Raw genomic sequence first — 18,686 nt, 5'->3', positions numbered from 1 at the left:
TAGGATCAATTAAGTCACTTTCATTCTATAGAAACAAATAGAAATCGCAATGGAGACCTGAATCGCCCAAAGCCATCATAAGAATCGAAAGCACAATTCTTTTTCTCATAATTATATCACTATTAACGCTAACTAATAATGCTTTGTGGGCTACTTCAGAATTATACAAAAATTTATAAATAATTATACCGAGTATTACCCATGGGAAAGAGTAAGTACAAGAGGGATTGGCACAAGTACGACGAGAACGTTATAACGAGATATACCCTAATGTTCCCCTTCTACGTCTTCGAACACTGGTTTACTAGCAGAGGAGAATAGGCATGCCAAGAAAACCTACAAGGCACCAAAGGAGTTCAACGAATTCCTAGCATTCCTCCACATCTTCCTACCTTATAGGGCCATAGAAGGAGTATTGAGAGCACTAGAGAGACTGAAAATCATCAAGCCTAGACTACTCAACAATATGGGAAAGAGTAAGAAACATGAACATAAAATTCCCAGAGGCAAATGACCAACTTGAAGTAATAGCAGACGCAACGGGAATAAGCACAAACAAGGGAGGACAATACATTATCGCCAAGTGGGGTAAAACCAAGGACTCAAAATTCCTCAAAATCGAAATAGTAATTGATAAGGACCAATTCAACGTAATAAACGCTGAAGTAACCAGCAACGAGGTTGAGACTGCAGTTAAGACAGTTAAGGATTTACAAGATAAGGGAAAGAAGGTCAAGAAGTTTTATGGAGATAAAGCTTATGATGCTAATGAGGTTTACAAGACTGGGGTTGAGGTTGTTGTCCCACCTAGGAAGAACGCTTCTACTAGGCGTGGCCATCCTGCTAGGAGAAAGGCTGTAAGGGAGTTCAAGAGGTTGGGTTATAATCGTTGGAGGGAGGAGAAGGGTTATGGTGTTAGGTGGAGGATTGAGTCCTTATTCTCTGCTGTGAAGCGTACTTTTGGGGAATCTGTTAGGGCTACAAGTTTTTTAGGACAAGTGGTTGAGGCTAAGCTCAAGTTCTGGGCTTATGCATGGATGGTCCACTTGGCTAATTCTTTAGTTGGTAGAGCTCCGGGTATTAGGGTGTGAGCTTGCGAATAACGTTGAAATAAATATTAATTACTGAAAAATTCTCAGTGTATCATATCATGCTTATGAAATAAATTGAAGAGATCAACAAAGCATAACTAATAAAATTTAAAAATAAAGATTTTAGAACATTTTAAGTAATTTTACGCATATATCATAGATAGTCTAGCATTAGCAAATACTGAAATTAAACTTAATATCATTATTAACATTGCTAAGGGTCCACTTAATATACCTAAAATAGCTAACGGTATTCCTATTGCATTATAAGATAATGCTATTATAACATTTAATGCCGGAGCTTTGGCTAGTCTATTCCTCTTTATAAGCATTAAAAGTAGCGAGCTAAAATTATTACCTACTAATATAATGTCCGCTACATTTTTAGATATATCTACAGCATTACCCATGGCAACTGATATATCAGAGAATGCTAAGGCTCCACCATCATTAATCCCATCTCCAATCATCATGATATTTCCGTTTAATTTCTCTCTAATAGCCTTAACAATTTTTACTTTATCCTCTGGTGATAAATTTCCATAAAACTCCTTTATGCCAATACTCTCTGCAATTATTTTAACTATGTTCTCCTTATCTCCACTAAGCATTATTGGATTTATTCCGAGCTTTCTAATTTCTTTTACAAATTCTTCAGCATCACTTCTAAGAACGTCTTTAATTATAAATCCCCCTACCAGTCTTCCGTTAACGCAAATTACTATATTTATATCTTCATTATTTACATCACAATTCGCAGCTTCTCTCCTTCCTATAAATACCTTATTCCCTTCTATCTCTCCCATAACTCCTTTTCCGATTATTTCCCTGAAATTTTTAACTTCTAAAAATCTAATACCTTTTTTCTCAGAATATTGTATTATTGCTTTTGCGATGGGATGTGAAGAAAATCTCTCAATAGAAGCTGCATAAGTTAAAGCTTTAATATCACCATAAAACTCCTTTACTATTGGTAAACCATAAGTTAAAGTTCCGGTCTTATCTAAAATTATAGCCTTTATGTTACTAAATTTTTCTAAAATATTAATATTTTTTATGAGAATTCCTAAATTTATATATTTTTCATATAATGAAAGGTCTACTGAAGGATAAGAGAAGCCTATTGCACAAGGATAGCCTATTACCATAACTAATAATGCGTTTATAATTCCATATACCCAATGGCCTACAATTAGCCAACCAAGAAATGTTAAGAAAGAAATCGTTAAAACAAATGGAACCCATATTCTATCTACAACCTTATCGAAAAATGTCATCATTCTGGATTTTCCTTGTTTAGCTTCATTTACTAATCCAAGGATTCTTGTTAAATAACTAGTTGAATAGTCATTAGTTATCCTAATTGTTAAATACCCATTGCCGTTAGTAGAGCCTCCTATTACAGTATCTCCAACTTTCTTAATTACTGGCTCAGACTCTCCAGTTATTATAGCCTCAGATACTTCACTCTCTCCATCTATTACCACTCCGTCTAACGGTATTTTCTCGCCAGGCTTAACGATAACCACATCTCCTTTTTTTAATTGAGTTATAGGAACGTCTCTACCATCAATTAAATGTGCAATTGGAGGTCTAAGTTCTACAATTTTTGATAAAGCTTTTTCTGCTTTATATCGTAATATAGCGCCCATCCACCCTGAAGTTAGATGTAAAGAAGTAAGCAAAGCAGAAATGAAAAGGAATGTCCTAAGATTAGGATTTAGAATGCCAATGAGACCTAAAATATACGCGGAAATTCCCGCTACTCCATATAAAACATGCTCGTTTAAGATTCCCTTTTTTAATGCATTTAAAGCTCCTTCATGAATAGGTAACGCAATGTAAAACAAACTAAACGTTACAATTAGTATGTTAACATAAAATATGTAATAGGGTAATGTGTATACATTTATCATCATAGGCAAAGTTAATAGAAATGAAATTATTGTTAAGAGCCAGCTTATTAGAGCTCTTCTCTTAGAATCTTTCAATACTGCTGATGAATCAAGAGTTTTATCAAAAACATAATAACCTAATCTCTCTATTTCTTTTTTTAATAGTTCTAGACTAACTAAGGATTTATCATATTTAATTATAACCTCTCCTGATTCTAGAAAAACTCTTGCAGATTCCACACCGTTAACTTTACTTAATCCTTTCTCTATTGTTGAAGCACAAAAACTACAAGCCATGCCCCCTACATAAAACCTTTCTATTCTTAACTCTTTATTCTGAGTTGTCATATGTGTTAAGATAGTTACAAAAATATATAAACTATAAAGTTTATAGTTAGTAATATGGTAAAGTCTAATAAAGCTACTAAGCAAATATGTCCACTAGTCGATACTATAAACGTTATTTCAAGAAAATGGTTTCTTCTAACACTAAATATAATAGGAGTTGAAGAAAAGATTGGCTTTAACGGTATATTAAATAGAATTGACGGGATTAGTCCTAAGGCTTTATCTGATGTATTGAAACAAATGGAAAGTATGGGATTAGTTAAAAAAGTCATAATTAATTCGTCTCCACCTAGAGTTGAATATTCTTTAACAACTGAAGGCAAAAGATTAAGAAAGGCAGTAATTCCCTTACTTAAATGGGCAGCAGATTATACTGGTCACTACGATTGTCCTATACTTAACTCCAATAAAGTAAGTAAAGGATAATCAAGCTAAATATTTATATAAATAATGGAGAATAGTAATAGTATGAGAAAATTAGTAGTTCAAATTAAAGGTATGGAATGTGAAGGATGTGTAATAAACGTAACTAATAGGTTAAAGAAGATTAAGGGTATATTAAATATAAACATTAATCTTAATGAGGGCTTAGCATATTTAGATGTAAATGATAAATCTGATTTAAGTAAAATAGAAAAGGAAATAAGAGAAAAAATCAATAGTGCAGGTTATCTAGTCGGAGAAATAAGAGAACTATGATAGCTTCATTATAATTTAATAATAAAAAAGATAAGAAATTAGATTTTAACTTTTTTCCATATTCCTCCTTCTTCTACCCAGTTATACCTTGGTACACCTTGTTCCTTATGTATAGAAATTTCAGTAACTTTCAACTGATCGTGCATACTCTCTACGAAGAAATCCAAATCATATAATTTACCTTCTGATGATATAAAATCTGCACATGCAAAATATTTGTTTTCAGAAACTTTTGATAATCTATCTTTATGTACTCTTTGTAATTTAAGAGCCAATGGCTTATTAGTTGCCGTATCATAAATTAGAAAATATCCGCCTTTTAGCTCAGAATCCATTTTTACAAAGTCCTCTATTGTTTTTGCTAAATCATCTAAACTGATCTCTTTACCTGGATGTTCTTTTGTCGGATGTTCTTTACCAGGATGTTCCCTACCTGGATGTTCAGGATGTTCTGGCATATTAAAGACTATGTTTTTATGCATCTATAAACATTTTTCACTATCTATAGTTAATGATTCTTTAGTAAGCGTAAGAAAAAGTCCTAAATAAGGTTGGATTCCTAGAATAATTCCTCACTGCCAAAAAGTAGAACAAGCTACGCAAGTACTTATTACCCCTCTTGGAAATCCCCCTACTTATTACAGCTCTTCCACTCCTCTCAACTACGGGATCTAAACCACAATAAGCCACAAAGGACTCTGGTTTAGGAAAACGCCTAATATCACCAACAATACCAATAATAATACCAGCTGCAAGCCTCCCAACACCCGGTATCGTCAATAGGACATGATCTTGAGGAACTTGCCCCTCAATCATCCTCCTAACCTCCTTCAACCTCTCTTGAATCTCAAGAAGGTTTTTAGCCAAGATTTTGATCTCCTCAAGCACTAAGGGGGTATATTCAAGTTGGTAGAGCTCTTCTCGTGTAAAATCTCCTTTCGCAAGTTTTTCTAACCTATCCTTGTTTACCTTATCGTTATCACTTACTAGGAATAGTGTCCTCTTTAACCTATTCTTGTACTTTACCTCTATGTCCTTTAGGAAGAGGTAGAGTGTTACCAGTTCCCTCAAGGAGTTAAACTCGTACTCCTTGGCCTTATCAACCATGTTTTCTAATTTTTCCGCGTCGTAAAAATCTGTTTTCTTTCCTCTAAACTCCTTTTCCCTTGATAACGCGTTTGGACTAACTTTTATCCCTTTCTCCTTGAAGTATTGTGAAGGCCTTATTGCGTATACTCCGGTAGGCTCTAGGACTATTGTGCAAGGTTTCATTTTAAGTATCTCTTCATAACCCTCCTTTTTGTTCTCGTATTTTCTCACCCTCCCCCTAATGATCTTTTGATATATCTATTCCTATTACCCCTACCTCTTTATCACACCTATATGCGTGAATTTTGTCACAATGTTCAGTCCGACGGTAGGGGTTTGTCACGCCCTCTTCCGAAGACTTTACTTCAGTTTCTAAGTCGACCATGTTTCCCCAGCCGAGGAGAGTATTACTCTCCTCGACTAATAAAACCTATATAGGTTCCCCGTGGCGGAATTAAAAGTAATTAAAAGTAAGGATAAGTTACGCCACGGGTAAACACAAATTAGCTCCAGCAGTCCAGTTATACCAGTTATATATGATATTCATTATTTAATCCAATGCTAGTAAATCTGATAAGCTTCTAACTTTCTGATTATATAGTCTTTTTTCATAATGGCTATTATAATAATAAAATAATAATTAGAAAATTGGATAAATCTAGTGTAAACTAGTAATGAGAGCTATTGAGCTAAGCATGCCGAGTGTAGTTAATTAATAAGAAGCCTAGAAGATTAAACGAGACAAAGGCTAGGTTTATTTCGAATAATACAAGCTTTTCTCAATATTTTTCTATATTTTGCATTTAGAGAAGTTATAAACTCGTTACAGCTATTATGAAAATTAGATATTTAAAAAGTCAGTTTCTATAGAAATACAATTATATTAATTATTTTCCATTAGTCACTAATTATAACATAATTATTACCTACAAATTTTAGAAAATCGTCCTCATCTTCTTCTGCAATTATGGTTAAATCTATTATTTCTGAAATTTCGTCTGGTAAGGCTGAATGGATTTTAATTAATAGTTTGCTTATCTCGCTCTTATTTAGTCCCCTAATAATTAGGGCGAGATCTAAGTCACTTGCACCCATGGTTTTGCCCTTAATAACTGAGCCGAAAACTATTACCTCTTTTACATTAGCTATTTCCCTAGATTTATGTAGAACTGTCTCAGCAATTTTTCTCCAATTTTTCTCCAAAAATTCTATTCTTTCTAATCCGAACACCACTTATTCCCCCATATCTTTTTCATTAAATTAATAATCTCCTTAGCAATATTTAAACAAACTTCTGCATCTTCCCTATCTAAACCGTAAGATAAATACTGTCCTCTTGTTCTAGCGTTCTCTAAAAGTATTAATTCTCCCCTTCTAGACTTAACAAAGTTTTGTATTTCATCTCTTAAAGTTAAAGAAGATAAGATACTAAGTAGTTTCCTAATTTCATGTGTTTCTGGAAATGAATATCCTAAAAATTGTATTGTAGCCTTAATTGAAAGTTCCGCAGATATTTGGGTCAATACACCACTAACGTCATATAAACCTTTATTTAAAGAATCTTCAGATGCTTTTAAGTATTCTAAAGCTCTCTTACAGAACACGTAATGTAATTCATGCATAACAAACCTTACTAATAAAAACATAAAGTTTTTTATTCATTAGCAGTTTCCCTTGACCTATTTCCCCAATAAAACCTTGATGAGATTCACTACTCTTACTCTACTAAACCGGCTTAAGTTACAGCTTGTTTTCAAACTTATTAACATCCCTAAACCCAGCGTAAGTTATCAGGATTAAGCAGTATCTTAGTTACAGCAGTTATGGGACTTTAACGTAACTTAAAGATTTTCATCAGCCCCGGCGGTCAGGCTAAACGGCGCTTGAGGACCTGAGGAACGCCTCCACGCTCCTCAGGTTCAGCTCCCCCACCAGCTCCCTGACGACGTTGTTGATGGTGAAGATCGTGAGGTAGCCCTTAATCTTCTCCCTCCTCCAGAACGAGGAGTCCCAGGGTCTTGACGTCCCTTGGAGGTCCTCGATCTCCCACCTCATCCTCCAGACCTCCTCCCCGCTGAGCGAGAGGTCGGTCGTGTAGAGGTACCTGGCCTGTGTCCCGGAGTCGTGTTCCCGGACGAGCAACTTCACCGTGACCACTCGGCCTCCCAGGGTCAGGGAGACGAAGTAGACTCCAGGGGGTATCCCACTGGGAGGTGCCCCTCCCAGAGGGTCCCCCGGGCAGACCCTGGGCTCGGTTGGACTTGAGCTCAGACACCACGTTGTCCGTCACGAGCTTCTCGGACAGTACTGGGGTCGAAGACGACCCTGGCTACCGGAAGGGCTCCTTGAGCACGTCCAACATCTGGCCACGTCGATCTTGGTCTTGAACTCGGTGACCCTCACAAATTCAACGTCTTCCTCACGGCGTAGGGGAAACCGTGAACGTCCTGCCCGAGGTCCACTACGGCGATCGTGAGGAGCTCGGCCCTCTCGAACCTCCCGTGGGTGTGGCAGTAGATCCAGTAGTTCTCGGGGGCTCACGTCCCCCTGAGCATTGTGGTCCACGATGTCGTCCACGATGACAGGTCCCTTCACCAGCCTGACAGGACCTCCACGCGTCCCCAAGTTCTCCCAACGCCCCATCGATTCACGTTCCAACCCGAACGTCTCGGCCCTATTCCTCACGCTGACCCTCCGTCTGGACCACGAGGATCAGGCCAGTTAACCTTCCTGCTCCTCCCCTTCCCCTATCCACTCCCAGCCTGTTGACCTCCCCGACAGACTCTCCCTAGCGAACTCGATCAGTCCCTTTCCGTACCCTTTCAGCAGGTCGACGTCGAAAAACTTCTCACAATACCGACTTCCCTATATTACCTCCCTAAGATTCCCATAATTACTGTAATCTTAGTTAATCCTAAGGGTACTACAAACTCGGAAGAACATGAGAAAGTGATGAGAGAAGGGTTTTGACAGGCATAGTGCCCCAGCTTACTTGATAGCGTTAAAGAGTTTAGGAATCTTAAATAATATTAAATAATGTAAATTTTACGATTTAGCTGAAACTATTGACAAAGGCGATTCAGGCTCTCTTCGCTAAACCATATCTCTTAAACGAGGGTAATCCGCTGAGACGAGGGGACCCCCCAGCTTGACTTAGGGGCTGAGTTGAGTACTACTTCAGGATTTCGAACGCGACATGAACCTCCTGCTCATCTCCAAGATATTACGTCGTCCATGTATGCTCAATTACCATTGTCTCAAGCCACGGGAACGAAATGATCGCAATGGAGGCTTGAATCACCATTTAGGCGATGGATAATATAATCTTAGGAAACTTTTAATACTTTTAAAATCCTAACAATTATTGTGAGAACTTGGAGAAAGTGGCAGTCGTGGGGGTGGGTTGGTATGGTTTCTCACCGCACGTCCACGACCTTTCTTTCAGGGAGATGATGTTCGAGGCTGCGTCTAGGGCCTATTATGATGCAGGAGGCATGGATCCTAGGAAGGATGTGGACACCTTCATCTCGTGTCAGGAAGACTTCTGGGAAGGGATTTCAATCTCCGATGAGTTTGCTCCGGATCCCATAGGGGGTGCCATGAGGCCCACAATGACTGTGGCTGGGGACGGGCTTCAAGGGGTGGCACACGGAGTCATGCAAATAACCTCAGGGTTAGCGGACGTCGTGGTCGTGGAATCTCACGCCAAACCCAGCGACATTATCACTTTTAGCGACGTTGTTAAGCTCTCCGAGGATCCCATATACGTGAGGAGTGCCAAAGTTCCCAACATTCATTTCGTGGCTGCACTTGATGCAACCAAGTTCCTGAGCCGCGGTAAGGCTACTAGGGCAGATCTAGCGGAGGTTGTGAGTAAGAACAAGAGCGCAGGGCTCTCTAGTAGTAAAGCTCCCTATGCAGCGAGGATCGATAAGGATTACGTACTCTCTCAAGATTACGTCCTCACCCCGTTCACTAGGCTCGACATAGCTCAACCCGTAGACGCCGCCATCGTGGTAGTTCTAGCCTCTGAGACTGTGGCTAGGCGATTCAGTGATACTCCCATATGGATACACGGAATAGGGTTCGCCACCGACAGTTCCAATCTCGAGCTGGCCACGTTAGGGGAGGCGAGGTATATGAGACTGGCTGCGGAGAGAGCGTACCTCATGGCTGGAGTGGAGTCTCCCCTTAAATTCAGGGGAATATTCGTGGACGATAGGTACAGTCACAAGGAACTAGAACATCTGGAGGCCCTGGGCATCACGGATGTGGTCGAGAAGTTGAGGGAGGGTTATTTCCATCCCGGAAGTTATCTGCCCGTGAACCCTAAGGGAGGTCTTCTGGCTAAGGGTTATCCCCTCGAGGCATCTGGCTTATCCCTGCTCCTCGACGCTGTGGAGTACATGAGGGAAGGCGAAGAATCTGCCATAGTCGGCAGTTGGAGGGGATTCTTCACTTTCACGGGTTCAGTAGCGGTGATGTCGAGATGAGGACTAACCTGAGGTTCAGGCCCGTCGCAGTTATAGGTGCTGGGATGACCCCGTTCAGGAGGAGGATGCTGGATACCCCACAGGAATTGGCGTGGGAGGCAAGTCGGAGGGCTTTGGACGAGGCCGGACTTGAGCTCAGGGACGTGGACTGTGTCGTAATAGGAAGTGCGCCCGATGCCTTCGACGGGGTTCACATGAAAGGGGAATACTTGGCCCATGGGGCTGGTGGGGTGAGAAAGCCTGTCAGCAGAGTGTACGTGGGAGGTGCAACTGGGGTGATGACTGCCATATCAGCATGGTATCACGTAGCTAGCGGATTATGCCAGAAGGTTCTTGCCGTGGCCGAAGAGAAGATGAGCCCTGGGAGACCTCATCCCCAGTCGGTATTCAGATACATTTGGGATCCCATCACCGAGAAACCGTTGAACCCGAATCTAATATGGATCTTCGCCATGGAGATGCACAGGTACATGAACGTGAACAGGGTCTCCAAGGAGGACATAGCTTTGGTCTCTGTGAAGAACAAGAGAAATGCCAAGAAGAACCAATACTCTCAGTTGGGAGGAGATATAACTGTTGACGACGTGCTAAAGAGTGAGGTTCTGGTGTGGCCAGTTCAACTCCTCGATGTCAGTCCCGTGAGTGATGGAGCGGCAGCCATGGTACTCGTCAGCGGAGATATAGCAAGGAGATATACCGACACACCGATATGGGTAGAAGGAGTGGGTTGGACGTTGGACAACACCTCCTGGCCAGGTAGGGAGTTAGCTTATCCTAGATACCTGGAGAACGCGGCCAGGATGGCCTACAAGATGGCCGGTATAGAGAGGCCACAGAAGGAGATAGACGTCGTAGAGCCTTATGATCCCTTCGACTACAAGGAACTCCATCACTTGGAAGGGCTCCTCTTGGCCAAGAAGGGAGAAGCCCCCACACTCATGAGGGAGGGATTTTTCGATGTGGACGGTGAAATACCAAGTAGCCCGTCAGGGGGACTTTTAGGAGTTGGCAACCCAATAGCAGCTGCTGGACTCATGAAGACGATAAGTATTTACTGGCAACTCAAGGGTACCGCAGGTGGGATGCAGGTGAAGAAGTCAGTTCACACTGGGGTAGCTCAGGCGTGGGGTGATCTCATGCAGGCCTCCACAGTGATAGTCATGAGGAACTGAGGTGATTAGCGTGACGGTACATCCATTAAAGGAAGAGGACTTGAAGCGTCATCCAGTAGTGGAGGACAAGCCGAAGGCTAGATACTCCTACACTGCGGGACAGGCTCTGAGTGTGTTTCTCAACGGACTCAAGGAAGGTAAGATATTGGGAAGGAAGTGTACCAAGTGCGGAAGAATCTACGTACCTCCCAGAATGTACTGTGAGGACTGCTTCGTCCCCACGAGCCTGTGGGTGGAGGTGAAGGACGAGGGAGTTGTGATGACTGCTGTGGCTAGTTTCATATCCTGGACCAGGGAGAGGCTAGACCATCCAGAGATCGTGGGAACGATAAGGCTCTTCCCCTCTACCGCAAGGGATTACGTTTACCCAGGACTGTTTCACAGGATATGCTGTTCCTATGAAGATGTGAGGAACATGACTATTTTTGGCAAGATCGTGAAGGCCAGGTGGAAGCCCAGAGAAGAGAGGACCGGGAGTATAAACGACATAGAGTGTTTCGAGGTGGTATGATGTCTTGGGACAAGATAAGTAAGGAAACGTCACTTCTGAGCTGGAAGGATGTAATGGAAGTGGAGAGCTACGTTTACACGCTGGGTGTAGACGGAGAGGTGTTTCTCAACGGACTCAAGGAAGGTAAGATATTGGGAAGGAAGTGTACCAAGTGCGGAAGAATCTACGTACCTCCCAGAATGTACTGTGAGGACTGCTTCGTAGAGAACGGAGAATACGTGGAGGCTAAGGGACCGTATCTAGATACGTTTACAATAATCTATGAGGACGATGAAGGAAGAAGGTTGGAGAAGCCCTTGGTTATAGGGTTGATTAGATTTAGGGGATGCAGTGGAGGACTCTTGGGAAGTGTGCAGGGGGAGCTAAAGGCGGGTAGCGAAGTTGAAATAATGGAATACGGAATTCCTCTCAGGGTAAAGACGAAATGACCTGGATACCTGGCAGAGAGTGGTTAGAGGAGAGCAACGTAGCCAAGTGGCTCGCGGAAAGAGGGATGGACCTATCCCAATTTATTGAGTGGACGTGGAGAGCTCCAGAGACTTTCTGGCCTGTCTTCCTCAAGGTCTTAGGATTGAAGTTCAGGAGAGAACCGGAGAGGATCCTAGACATTTCTAAGGGAAAGCCATGGGCGAAGTGGTTCTTAGGATCTAGGCTCAATGTAACCGACATGTTAGAGTTGGAGGGAACCTCTGTCATCTCCTTCAATGAGAGGGGAGACGTTAAGGTGATTTACCCCGATGAACTTCTCAGCAAGACTAAGTCCGTCTCCAGCTGGCTGAAAAAGGCTGGGCTGAAGAAGGGAGACAGGGTAGCAGTTTACATGCCTATGACTGCAGAGATAGTGCCCGTGATGTTGGGGATAGTCAGAGCAGGCATGATAGCTGTTCCCCTCTTCTCGGGGTTTGGAGAGGAGCCTGTGAGGGTCAGGATTGAGGACAGTGAGAGTAAAGTGATATTCACCGTAACCTCCTACGAGAGGAAAGGCAGAGAGATAGATCTCTCAAAAAACTTGGAGAAGCTGAGGGTCACCAAAGTCGCCCTTAACGAAGGAAGGAAGGAGATTAAGGACTATCACGATCTTAAGGACGTCTTTAAGACTGGCGGGGACGGATATGAGGAGAGTGAAGCTGAAGATCCCATGATGATAGTATACACCTCAGGTACAACTGGGAGACCTAAAGGATGTGTTCACGTTCATGGCGGGTTCCCCATTAAGGCCTCCGCAGATATGTATTTTCACTTCGACGTACGTAAGGGAGAGACTGTTTCGTGGATCACCGATATGGGGTGGATGATGGGACCTTGGCTAGTCTTCGGATCTCTACTCCTGAGATCTAATGTGGCCTTATTTGATGGTGTTCCTTCTGCTGTCACACTATCTCAGTTTATTGAAAGTACTAGTCTTTCAATTCTGGGAATGTCTGCAACTCTCATAAGGACGCTCAGGAGTCAGTCTCCTGACCTTAGGCTAGAAGTGCGAGTGGTGGGTAATACAGGAGAGCCGATAGATCCAGAAAATTGGACGTGGATACAGAAGGTTACTTCGGCTCCAGTTATAAACTACTCCGGCGGGACAGAAATCTCCGGTGGGATCTTGGGAAACTACGTAGTAAAGGAGATGAAGCCTTCTGGTTTTAACGGTTCCTCTCCTGGAATAAGGGCTGAGGTACTCCTGGAATCGGGACAACCAGCTCCGCCCAACGTGGAGGGTGAACTCGTGGTCATGAGCATCTGGCCTGGGATGACCAGAGGGTTCTGGAGGGATGAGGAGAGATATCTAAAGACCTATTGGTCCAAGTGGGAGGGAGTATGGGTTCACGGAGATCTGGCCATGCGTGATGAGGAGGGTCACTTTTACATAGTGGGGAGGAGTGATGACACCATAAAGGTGGCGGGGAAGAGGGTAGGTCCCGGAGAGATCGAGGCCGTTATAAACTCCCATCCTAAGGTAGTGGAGTCTGCCTGTGTGGGAATACCGGATCCTATGAAGGGGGAGAAGATAGTCTGTCTAGTCGTGCCCAAGGAGGAGTCGAGGGAGTTGACAGAGGAAATTCTAGCGTATGCTGTGGAGAGAATAGGAAAGGCTCTGTCTCCCTCAGAGGTTAAAGTGGTACCTGAGCTTCCAAAAACTAGGAATGCCAAGATAATGAGGAGGCTGATCAGGAACGTGATACTTGGAAGGGAACTGGGGGACGTCTCTTCCCTAGAGAACCCGTGGGCTTTAGATCACATAAAAAAGATTTTTTCTTTATAAATAGAGCGGTGTTAGTCTAGTTCTGGACTCGCCTTCATATACGTAGATCTCATTGGGATTTTCATCTTGAGTCTTTTTGTGGGAACCGTCGCAGAACGGCTTGTTCTTGGAGAGACCGCAGGCACATATCCATAAGACCTCTCCAGAGTTCGTCTTGACCTGGTACGGAAAGTTTCTATCGTGCCTTACTAACCTGGGCATTTTATTTCCTAAAGCTGATTTAGAAGATAAATTATATAAGACTGAGCTTACCTTTAAGGAACTAAATGGAGTCTAGATCACCTGGTGAAGAGGTCAAGAGCATATGTCCTATTGTGGAGACCATAAAGATTATAGGCACAGAGTCCAGGTTGATCGTACTCAGGTATCTCTTTGACGGTCCTAAAGGTTTCAATCAGCTCCTCAGGTTGACCGGTTTGAGCTCTAAGACCCTCTCCTCCACATTGAAGTTCATGGAGGAATCAGGAATAGTTGAAAGGAAGGTCGTGGCTACCAGACCGTTTAAAGTTGAGTACACTTTGACGCAGAAAGGAAAGGATTTGGAATCGCTCTTCAAACAGATGGGGCAGTGGGGAGAGAAGTGGGTCCTTAATCGTGGTTCCTGATATCCTCAGCCCTCACTCTTCTTCCCCTAATTAGATACCAAGTTCCCAAAGCCTTGGCTCCCAAAGAGCCTTGTGAGTCCCTTAGCTCTATCTCAACCACTACGGCAGTGAAGCCCTTCCTTATCACCTTTGCGGTGCATTGAAAAGGCCCCCTGTACATGGGTTCCAGGAAATTGACCTTCAGCTCTTGAGTCACTTGGTCGTCTCCATCATTGATTGTAGCCACAGCTACACCCCCTGCGAAATCCATTATCGTCATTATCATCCCTCCGTTAAGTACGCCACCTCTCCTTGTTATCTCCTCCTTATACGGTACTTCAATTACCGCCTCCCCAGGCTTGATAGACCTTATTTTAGCCTGCAACATCCTGAAGACTGGATCTCCCTCTTCCAAATACAACTGGAGATCTTCGAGGGTGTTGAACCTCATGGGTAAGGATATGGACAGACAATTAAAACTCTAATTACTTCATTACTTTCCTGTTCTTCCTCATCTCAAGCCTGGAGGGGATGTATAAAACTGCAGATGCCAGTGCGGCCCAATACATGATAGTTGGGTAGCTCATCACTTCCGCTCTTATCTGGTTACCCATATACGATGACGTGAAGGTCTCTTCTCCCCAGATCAGGAGAGGGTAGTTGGCAGGAAACCCCAGAAGTTTGGGCAGAAAGAGGAAGACGACGTATATTATCACAGGGTCTAGGACGTAAAGTACGGGGAACCAGAACATCGTGGAGTAGATCTTTGGATTTCCCCTCATGGTCTCTAACAGATATCCTATGGCAACGAATATCACGTATATCCTGAACCCAGTCAGCAGGAAGGTTATGACATCTGAAAGGAGGAGTCTGTCCCCCATGAAATAGACCAGTACTTGAAAGGGAGAATCGGATACGGAGACTATTCCTCCCACGCTGTAGAACCACCAGGGCAGAGGAACAGCTGAAATCAATATTACCGAAAGGTAGTATAGGGAAGTCAAGGGATATCTCATAGGTTAACCTCCACCGTAAAGTTGAATTGGGCTAGTCCTATGAGGAGTGTGATGTTCTCCTCCCTAGATTTGGCGAGGGATTCGAAGGCCGAAAAGTTAGTTATCTTGAGGGTAAAAGTCCCGTTTTGGAGAGGAGGTATAACACTAGGCCTCTCCAGGGAGACGTAGGGCCCGGTCACACTGTAAACATAGATAGTCAAGTTGTACGGATTTTGGAGCGAGAACGTTATGTTACTCGCTGTTTCAGAGACCGTTTTAAGCGACGGATTCTTCAATGATTGTCTCAGGCTCAAAATCTGTTGGACGCTCTCCCCAAGAGATTCCCTCAAGTTTAATTCTACCGCTGCGGCTATCAAGAAGGCCACGGCCAGTAAGGACGCCGCGAGTTTCACTGAATCCATTTGCTCTTTAAATTTACCTGAGGACTTAAAAAACTAGAGAAGCGTTCATAAGCGCCACTCTCCCTTAGCTATTGAAAGGTCATGAGTTTCCGAGATGTCCTAGGAGTTGTCACGGATGAGGAGAGAGACGGTTACGTAAGGATGTCGCTGAAGACCAATGAATCTCACGGTAACATTCACGGTACGGTTCACGGAGCTGTGATATTTGCCCTAGTGGACACCGCCTTTGAGGAGGTCAGCAACCAGAAAAGGAGGGCTGTGGCCCTCAACGTCAACATTACCTTCAGGAGACCAGTAACCATCGGTGATACTTTGACAGTCGAGGCCATAGAGGAATCTCCTGGAAAGATCACGTCACTTTATCACATTGTAGTCAGGGACTCGAAGGGACTGATAGTTGCGGTGGCCTCGGCCTTATCCTATTCCCGTGAGGGATGAACGGTCTGACCTCCTGGAGTCACCTCTACGACGATTCTTCGGTATAGTCCTCAGGCGAAGCTCCTCACAGACGTTGCCAGGATCTCGTCAACTATGGAGGGGGCATTAGCTCTTTGGATTGTATCGACCTCTTGACCGACGAAGTTTGACCTTTACATTACTCTAGGAGTCTCTTAGAGATAATGAGTCTCATGACGTTCATAGCTCCCTCAGCCCCAACTAGGTAAGAGACCACTCCCCTGAAGCCCATCTCAATAAGTGCGTCCCTAGTGTATCCGTAAGCGCCCATCCACATCATCACCGCCTTGACTACCTCAAACGCCGTCTGAGGAGCTACAAGCTTACTCATGGCCGCAAACATGGGCGCTTCCTCAGAACCTGGGTTAGTGTCCATCATCCATGCAGCCTTGTATGTGAGGAGCCTAGCCATCTCCAGCTTAGTCCTGAGCTCAGCCGCCTCAAAGGCTATGCTCTGAAAGTCCTTCAGTTTCTTGGAGAAAACCTCCCTGGACTTAATGTACTCTAACCCGATATCCAAGATGGCTTCAGCTGCTCCCACACATGCAGCCGCAACCAGAACCCTAGCGTGATTGAAGCCGTCCATGGCGTAATAGAACCCCCTGTTCTCTTCCCCAACTACATATCTTTCAGGAACCCTGGCGTCATTATACCTTATTATTCCAGAGGATATACCGGATCTTCCCATGTTCTCTATCTTGGTAACCTCGACACCCTCCATAGATATAGGCACGTAAAACATGGTTATTCCCTTGTGTCCAACCTCCTGTTTCGTCTTGGCTAGAGTCAAGTGGCCTCCTCCCCATTCTTTAGCCTCTAACACTCCACTTATGTAGATCTTCTGGCCGTTCATAACATATTCTTTCCCCCTCTTTACCGCCCCCGTCTTTATGGACGAGACGTCGCTCCCTCCTGTTGGTTCTGTGGAAGCTATGCCCAGGAACCAGTCCCCTGAGGTCACCCTTGGGAGCACCTCCTCCCTGAGCTCCTTGGAGCCATACTTGTCGAGGACGTATCCCCATCCGCTCTCAAGCAGGAACAACACCGCAGTGGCCATGCTGAAATCGGCCCTAGCTATCTCCTCAGCCGCGATGGAGCTCAACACGAAGGAGGCCCTCTGACCCCCCACGTCCTGGGACACAGGCATAGCCCATATCCCCAGCGACGCAGCCTTCTTAACGAACTCGTGCGGAATTCCCTCACTGTCGATCCTTCGCATCATGGGCCTCAGTTCCTTGCTGAGGAATTCCCTCAGGTTTTCTTGGAATATTCTCTCTTCCTCCGAGAAAGAGAAGTCCATATTATCTAATTTATCTAGAAAGTTATAAAATTACCGAGAAAGGTTTAAAGATGTTTAATGGGGACTCATTGAAACGATTAGTCATGTTCGATATTTATATCTCTAATCTTTATATATATTTATGGTCTCCGTTTCTGAAGTCGTGGAGGAGGATTCAAAGTACCTCATGCAGTCCTTCAGTAGATGGTATCCCCTGGTAATAGACCACGCTGAGGGCTCCCTGGTGTATGACATTGAGGGGAGGGTATACATAGACATGAATGCGGGCATAGGCGTTATGGCCCTAGGCCACAGGAACAGGAAGGTCTTAAACGCTATTCAGACACAGATGGAGAAATTTTTGCACTACAGTCTGACCGATTTCTATTATGAGCTGGCCGTCAGGGTAGCCAAGAGATTGACAGGTTTCTTCCCTTGGTCTACGAAGGTGTTTTACACAAATAGCGGTACTGAGAGCGTTGAGGCCAGTCTAAAGATAGCTAGGGCTAGCACTGGAAGACAATATATCCTGGGATTCATCAACTCGTTCCATGGTAGGACCTTCGGTTCCATGTCTTTCACCTCCAGTAAGTACGTTCAAAGATCCATGTTTTCACCGCTTCTGCCATCCACTCTACTACTTCCTTATCCAGACAAGCACAATCCTCTGTGCAGGGATGACTGTTCAGCAGAAGTTATTTCCTATCTGGAGGACTGGGTTCTAAATAAGGTGGTGGACCCTAACGACGTTGCGGCAGTACTGTTGGAACCCATACAGGGAGAGGGAGGAGTCGTGGTTCCACCCAAGGACTTCCTTCAGCAGTTGAGGTCTCTCACAAGGAGACATGGAATACTCTTGATTCTTGACGAGGTTCAAACTGGAATAGGAAGGACGGGGAAGATGTTCGCGTTTGAGCACTTCTCTGTCGACCCAGACCTAGTGTGTTTAGCGAAGGCATTAGGTGGGGGACTCCCCCTAGGAGCAGTGGTTGGAAGGGAGGAGCTGATGGATCTACCCAGAGGTTCTCACGCTAACACCTTCGGAGGAAACCCATTAGCCTTAGCCGCAGCAGAGGTGGTTCTTGAGGAGGTTCCCAGGCTTTTGGATCACGTGAGTGAGGTGGGTAAGGCTATTGCAGATAAACTCAATGACATCAAATCTCCTTACGTGGAGGAGGTGAGAGGATTGGGCCTGATGCTCGGGGTAGATCTGAGGAAGGGTGGAAGGCCGTATCCAGAGGGCCTGAGCAAGGTCTTGCTCAATTCCTTCAGAAGGGGGGTCTTAGCCATAGGTGCAGGAGAGTCGGTGGTGAGGCTTCTGCCACCTTTGGTCATAGAGGAGGAGTTGGCAATGAAAGCAACTAAAGTGATAAAGGAGGAAATAGAACAGATTTAGGC

General features: G+C 44.0%; 19 protein-coding genes and 3 pseudogenes. 11 read left to right on the top strand and 11 right to left on the bottom strand.

Annotated elements, in window-relative coordinates; genetic code table 11:
- Positions 1-201: 201 nt before the first annotated feature.
- Positions 202-1,091 (top strand): annotated as a pseudogene (locus METMK1DRAFT_RS16525) (IS5 family transposase).
- Positions 1,092-1,234: 143 nt separating this feature from the next.
- On the opposite strand, the gene METMK1DRAFT_RS08545 reads toward METMK1DRAFT_RS16525, so the two are convergent.
- Positions 1,235-3,334 carry a heavy metal translocating P-type ATPase gene (locus METMK1DRAFT_RS08545; RefSeq protein WP_009072981.1) on the bottom strand — a complete coding sequence of 700 codons (2,100 nt, stop codon included), beginning with the start codon at positions 3,332-3,334 and terminating at the stop codon, positions 1,235-1,237.
- A 54-nt stretch (positions 3,335-3,388) separates the two neighbouring features.
- Here METMK1DRAFT_RS08545 and METMK1DRAFT_RS08540 point away from each other — a divergent pair, with 54 nt between their 5' ends.
- Both METMK1DRAFT_RS08540 and METMK1DRAFT_RS08535 read left to right on the top strand, forming a co-directional pair.
- Positions 3,389-3,760, top strand: coding sequence for a winged helix-turn-helix transcriptional regulator (locus tag METMK1DRAFT_RS08540; protein WP_009072978.1), 372 nt, complete (start codon positions 3,389-3,391; stop codon positions 3,758-3,760).
- Positions 3,761-3,802: 42 nt separating this feature from the next.
- Positions 3,803-4,033 (top strand): heavy-metal-associated domain-containing protein, encoded by a 231-nt coding sequence (locus METMK1DRAFT_RS08535; RefSeq protein ID WP_012718173.1) that lies wholly within the window; start codon positions 3,803-3,805, stop codon positions 4,031-4,033.
- 38 nt (positions 4,034-4,071) lie between these two features.
- Here METMK1DRAFT_RS08535 and METMK1DRAFT_RS08530 read toward each other — a convergent pair whose 3' ends face one another.
- From METMK1DRAFT_RS08530 to METMK1DRAFT_RS20080, 5 genes and pseudogenes are all read right to left on the bottom strand, one after another.
- Positions 4,072-4,491 carry a hypothetical protein gene (locus tag METMK1DRAFT_RS08530; protein WP_245544608.1) on the bottom strand — a complete coding sequence of 140 codons (420 nt, stop codon included), beginning with the start codon at positions 4,489-4,491 and terminating at the stop codon, positions 4,072-4,074.
- A gap of 76 nt (positions 4,492-4,567) precedes the next feature.
- A pseudogene (locus METMK1DRAFT_RS08525) lies at positions 4,568-5,507 on the bottom strand (IS110 family RNA-guided transposase); the annotation flags it as partial.
- Between the two features lie 512 nt (positions 5,508-6,019).
- Entirely contained in the window at positions 6,020-6,352 is a 333-nt protein-coding gene (locus METMK1DRAFT_RS08520; protein ID WP_016731698.1) for a nucleotidyltransferase domain-containing protein, read from the bottom strand.
- Positions 6,340-6,744 carry a HEPN domain-containing protein gene (locus METMK1DRAFT_RS08515; RefSeq protein WP_009072964.1) on the bottom strand — a complete coding sequence of 135 codons (405 nt, stop codon included), beginning with the start codon at positions 6,742-6,744 and terminating at the stop codon, positions 6,340-6,342. Before METMK1DRAFT_RS08515 ends, METMK1DRAFT_RS08520 begins: the two co-directional genes overlap by 13 nt.
- Positions 6,745-6,989: 245 nt before the next feature.
- Positions 6,990-7,948: pseudogene (locus METMK1DRAFT_RS20080) on the bottom strand (IS701 family transposase).
- Positions 7,949-8,496: 548 nt separating this feature from the next.
- Here METMK1DRAFT_RS20080 and METMK1DRAFT_RS08505 point away from each other — a divergent pair.
- From METMK1DRAFT_RS08505 to METMK1DRAFT_RS08485, 5 genes are read left to right on the top strand one after another with little or no spacing between them, the layout of a single operon-like run.
- A complete protein-coding gene (locus METMK1DRAFT_RS08505; RefSeq protein WP_009072959.1) occupies positions 8,497-9,615 on the top strand; it encodes a thiolase domain-containing protein in 1,119 nt (372 codons plus the stop codon).
- Positions 9,612-10,787 (top strand): thiolase domain-containing protein, encoded by a 1,176-nt coding sequence (locus METMK1DRAFT_RS08500; RefSeq protein WP_009072957.1) that lies wholly within the window; start codon positions 9,612-9,614, stop codon positions 10,785-10,787. Before METMK1DRAFT_RS08505 ends, METMK1DRAFT_RS08500 begins: the two co-directional genes overlap by 4 nt.
- A 10-nt stretch (positions 10,788-10,797) precedes the next feature.
- Positions 10,798-11,298 (top strand): Zn-ribbon domain-containing OB-fold protein, encoded by a 501-nt coding sequence (locus tag METMK1DRAFT_RS08495; RefSeq protein ID WP_009072955.1) that lies wholly within the window; start codon positions 10,798-10,800, stop codon positions 11,296-11,298.
- A complete protein-coding gene (locus tag METMK1DRAFT_RS08490; RefSeq protein ID WP_009072953.1) occupies positions 11,298-11,726 on the top strand; it encodes a Zn-ribbon domain-containing OB-fold protein in 429 nt (142 codons plus the stop codon). The genes METMK1DRAFT_RS08495 and METMK1DRAFT_RS08490 overlap by 1 nt, the downstream gene beginning before the upstream one ends.
- Positions 11,723-13,552, top strand: a complete 1,830-nt coding sequence (locus METMK1DRAFT_RS08485) for an AMP-binding protein (protein WP_009072951.1) — start codon at positions 11,723-11,725, stop codon at positions 13,550-13,552. The genes METMK1DRAFT_RS08490 and METMK1DRAFT_RS08485 overlap by 4 nt, the downstream gene beginning before the upstream one ends.
- Here METMK1DRAFT_RS08485 and METMK1DRAFT_RS08480 read toward each other — a convergent pair.
- Positions 13,547-13,753, bottom strand: a complete 207-nt coding sequence (locus tag METMK1DRAFT_RS08480; protein ID WP_009072948.1) for a CDGSH iron-sulfur domain-containing protein — start codon at positions 13,751-13,753, stop codon at positions 13,547-13,549. The genes METMK1DRAFT_RS08485 and METMK1DRAFT_RS08480 overlap by 6 nt on opposite strands.
- Before the next feature lie 65 nt (positions 13,754-13,818).
- On the opposite strand from METMK1DRAFT_RS08480, the gene METMK1DRAFT_RS08475 reads away from it, so the two are divergent.
- Positions 13,819-14,157 (top strand): winged helix-turn-helix transcriptional regulator, encoded by a 339-nt coding sequence (locus METMK1DRAFT_RS08475; RefSeq protein ID WP_009072946.1) that lies wholly within the window; start codon positions 13,819-13,821, stop codon positions 14,155-14,157.
- Here the strand turns inward: METMK1DRAFT_RS08475 and METMK1DRAFT_RS08470 are convergent.
- Genes METMK1DRAFT_RS08470 through METMK1DRAFT_RS08460 form a run of 3 tightly spaced genes read right to left on the bottom strand, consistent with a single transcriptional unit; the run spans position 14,141 to position 15,553 of the window.
- Positions 14,141-14,587: a PaaI family thioesterase gene (locus tag METMK1DRAFT_RS08470; protein ID WP_009072944.1), complete on the bottom strand. Its 447-nt coding sequence runs from the start codon at positions 14,585-14,587 to the stop codon at positions 14,141-14,143. The two genes, METMK1DRAFT_RS08475 and METMK1DRAFT_RS08470, sit on opposite strands and share 17 nt — an antisense overlap.
- A 34-nt stretch (positions 14,588-14,621) precedes the next feature.
- Complete coding sequence (locus tag METMK1DRAFT_RS08465; RefSeq protein WP_009072941.1) at positions 14,622-15,152, bottom strand: hypothetical protein; 531 nt, start codon at positions 15,150-15,152, stop codon at positions 14,622-14,624.
- Positions 15,149-15,553 (bottom strand): hypothetical protein, encoded by a 405-nt coding sequence (locus METMK1DRAFT_RS08460; RefSeq protein WP_009072940.1) that lies wholly within the window; start codon positions 15,551-15,553, stop codon positions 15,149-15,151. The genes METMK1DRAFT_RS08465 and METMK1DRAFT_RS08460 overlap by 4 nt, the downstream gene beginning before the upstream one ends.
- 81 nt (positions 15,554-15,634) lie before the next feature.
- Between METMK1DRAFT_RS08460 and METMK1DRAFT_RS08455 the strand changes: the two genes are divergently transcribed.
- On the top strand, positions 15,635-15,991 hold the full coding sequence (locus tag METMK1DRAFT_RS08455) for a PaaI family thioesterase (protein WP_009072938.1): 357 nt from the start codon (positions 15,635-15,637) through the stop codon (positions 15,989-15,991).
- A gap of 157 nt (positions 15,992-16,148) precedes the next feature.
- On the opposite strand, the gene METMK1DRAFT_RS08450 is transcribed toward METMK1DRAFT_RS08455, so the two are convergent.
- Positions 16,149-17,309 (bottom strand): acyl-CoA dehydrogenase family protein, encoded by a 1,161-nt coding sequence (locus METMK1DRAFT_RS08450; RefSeq protein ID WP_009072936.1) that lies wholly within the window; start codon positions 17,307-17,309, stop codon positions 16,149-16,151.
- A 121-nt stretch (positions 17,310-17,430) separates the two neighbouring features.
- Between METMK1DRAFT_RS08450 and METMK1DRAFT_RS08445 the strand changes: the two genes are divergently transcribed.
- Positions 17,431-18,684, top strand: coding sequence for an acetyl ornithine aminotransferase family protein (locus METMK1DRAFT_RS08445; protein ID WP_009072934.1), 1,254 nt, complete (start codon positions 17,431-17,433; stop codon positions 18,682-18,684).
- Positions 18,685-18,686 lie beyond the last annotated feature (2 nt).

The organism is Metallosphaera yellowstonensis MK1 (genome assembly GCF_000243315.1).
GTDB lineage: Archaea > Thermoproteota > Thermoprotei_A > Sulfolobales > Sulfolobaceae > Metallosphaera > Metallosphaera yellowstonensis.
The sequence above is the reverse complement of the archived record's forward strand: the minus strand, read 5'-3'. Positions and strand labels throughout refer to the sequence as shown.

Excerpts from the sequence above, each read along its gene's own strand:
- METMK1DRAFT_RS08455 (WP_009072938.1), top strand. The coding sequence starts at position 15,635 with ATGAGTTTCCGAGATGTCCTAGGAGTTGTCACGGATGAGGAGAGAGAC.
- METMK1DRAFT_RS08450 (WP_009072936.1), bottom strand. The coding sequence starts at position 17,309 with ATGGACTTCTCTTTCTCGGAGGAAGAGAGAATATTCCAAGAAAACCTG.
- METMK1DRAFT_RS08480 (WP_009072948.1), bottom strand. The coding sequence starts at position 13,753 with ATGCCCAGGTTAGTAAGGCACGATAGAAACTTTCCGTACCAGGTCAAG.
- METMK1DRAFT_RS08485 (WP_009072951.1), top strand. The coding sequence starts at position 11,723 with ATGACCTGGATACCTGGCAGAGAGTGGTTAGAGGAGAGCAACGTAGCC.
- METMK1DRAFT_RS08460 (WP_009072940.1), bottom strand. The coding sequence starts at position 15,553 with ATGGATTCAGTGAAACTCGCGGCGTCCTTACTGGCCGTGGCCTTCTTG.
- METMK1DRAFT_RS08445 (WP_009072934.1), top strand. The coding sequence starts at position 17,431 with ATGGTCTCCGTTTCTGAAGTCGTGGAGGAGGATTCAAAGTACCTCATG.
- METMK1DRAFT_RS08475 (WP_009072946.1), top strand. The coding sequence starts at position 13,819 with ATGGAGTCTAGATCACCTGGTGAAGAGGTCAAGAGCATATGTCCTATT.
- METMK1DRAFT_RS08465 (WP_009072941.1), bottom strand. The coding sequence starts at position 15,152 with ATGAGATATCCCTTGACTTCCCTATACTACCTTTCGGTAATATTGATT.
- METMK1DRAFT_RS08535 (WP_012718173.1), top strand. The coding sequence starts at position 3,803 with ATGAGAAAATTAGTAGTTCAAATTAAAGGTATGGAATGTGAAGGATGT.
- METMK1DRAFT_RS08545 (WP_009072981.1), bottom strand. The coding sequence starts at position 3,334 with ATGACAACTCAGAATAAAGAGTTAAGAATAGAAAGGTTTTATGTAGGG.
- METMK1DRAFT_RS08515 (WP_009072964.1), bottom strand. The coding sequence starts at position 6,744 with ATGCATGAATTACATTACGTGTTCTGTAAGAGAGCTTTAGAATACTTA.
- METMK1DRAFT_RS08500 (WP_009072957.1), top strand. The coding sequence starts at position 9,612 with ATGAGGACTAACCTGAGGTTCAGGCCCGTCGCAGTTATAGGTGCTGGG.
- METMK1DRAFT_RS08490 (WP_009072953.1), top strand. The coding sequence starts at position 11,298 with ATGTCTTGGGACAAGATAAGTAAGGAAACGTCACTTCTGAGCTGGAAG.
- METMK1DRAFT_RS08470 (WP_009072944.1), bottom strand. The coding sequence starts at position 14,587 with ATGAGGTTCAACACCCTCGAAGATCTCCAGTTGTATTTGGAAGAGGGA.
- METMK1DRAFT_RS08530 (WP_245544608.1), bottom strand. The coding sequence starts at position 4,491 with ATGCCAGAACATCCTGAACATCCAGGTAGGGAACATCCTGGTAAAGAA.
- METMK1DRAFT_RS08540 (WP_009072978.1), top strand. The coding sequence starts at position 3,389 with ATGGTAAAGTCTAATAAAGCTACTAAGCAAATATGTCCACTAGTCGAT.